This window comes from Vibrio sp. 1562 (genome assembly GCF_033340155.1).
In the GTDB taxonomy this organism is placed as follows: Bacteria; Pseudomonadota; Gammaproteobacteria; order Enterobacterales; family Vibrionaceae; genus Vibrio; species Vibrio alginolyticus.
The window spans coordinates 1-659 of record NZ_JAWOVY010000415.1 but is presented as its reverse complement, the minus strand read 5'-3'; the positions used below and the strand labels follow the sequence as shown (position 1 = coordinate 659).

Sequence of the window (659 nt, the reverse complement as noted above, 5' to 3'; positions counted from 1 at the left end):
AACGTCACTTGGATGTTGTTGAGTTCAATCATAAAGCCTCCCCAGAACCATTTTTAGATGCCGCTTGTTTCGCAGTCGTTACGCGTTGTTTGGCTTTCATACTTTGCTTGAGCTTAGGCGCAATGAGCGCTACCGCAACCAACACTGCGGTCACGAGGTTGAGATCCGAGGCCTGAAGGCCAAACATGCCAGAACTCAACGCAAAAGCGACGGCTAGTCGATACAACACCGAGCCCAAAATAACGGCGCAAACGGCAACCCAAATTTTGCGGCCTGGAATGAGCGTTTGACCCAAAATAACCGCCGCTAAGCCGACCACGATGGTACCAACGCCTGATGTTACGTCAGCAAAGCTGTTGGTTTGCGCAAATAGCGCACCAGCGAAGCCAACAAATCCATTCGACAGCGCCAAACAAAAATAGGTGTAGAACCCTGTGCTTGCGCCTTGCGCAGACACCATTCGGCCATTCACACCCGTCGCTCGAAGGCCCAAGCCGAAGTCGCTATTTAGCAATCGCACCACCAAAAAGGCAGAGATGAGAACCAGTACGCCTACGACCACCGGACGAATAAACATCGCATCACCCATCGATTCAAAAGGAGTGAGAATGGTGTCTTCACCCAAAAGAGCCATATTGGGTTTGCCCATGATGCGAATG

1 protein-coding gene is annotated in these 659 nt (G+C 51.1%); it reads right to left on the bottom strand.

All coding sequences use genetic code 11. The features are described from left to right. Positions 1–28: 28 nt before the first annotated feature. Positions 29–659 (bottom strand): ABC transporter permease subunit (locus R7Z49_RS25520; protein WP_318112458.1); only part of this gene is annotated, 631 nt, incomplete at its 5' end.